Annotated in this window: 1 protein-coding gene; it reads right to left on the bottom strand. The window is 68.5% G+C overall.

The features are described from left to right. Positions 1-480 (bottom strand): 3-hydroxyacyl-CoA dehydrogenase family protein (locus tag BVI061214_RS00310; protein ID WP_162207983.1); only part of this gene is annotated, 480 nt, incomplete at both ends.

Below are 480 nucleotides of genomic sequence, written 5' to 3'. Positions count from 1 at the left end.
AGGGCGAAGTCCTCCCCGGTGGCGTGGGCCAGTTCCTCGGTCACCAGCTTCAGCACGTCCAGGCCTGTGAGGTCGGCGGTGCGGAAGGTGGCCGAGTTGGGGCGGCCCAGGAGGGGCCCGGTAAGGGCGTCCACCTCGTCAATGGTGAGGCCGTGCTTCTCCATGAGGCGGACCGCCTGCACCATGCCGTAGACCCCAAGCCGATTGGCGATGAAGCCGGGGGAGTCCTTGGCGAGAACGGTCCCCTTGCCCAGGATGCGCTCGCCGAAGCGGCGGATCTCCGCCAACACCCTGGGGTCGGTCTCGGGGGTGGGGATGAGCTCCAGGAGGTGGAGGTAGCGGGGCGGGTTGAAGAAGTGGGTCCCCAGGAAGCGCTTGCGGAACGCCTCGGAGCGGCCTTCCAGGAGGATCTTCATGGGGATGCCGCTGGTGTTGGAGCTGACGATGGCCGTGGGCTTGAGGAGGCCCTCGAGGCGGGCG

Source organism: Thermus aquaticus (assembly GCF_001280255.1).
Classification (GTDB): Bacteria; Deinococcota; Deinococci; order Deinococcales; family Thermaceae; genus Thermus; species Thermus aquaticus.
This window is presented reverse-complemented; position numbering and strand designations above follow the sequence as displayed.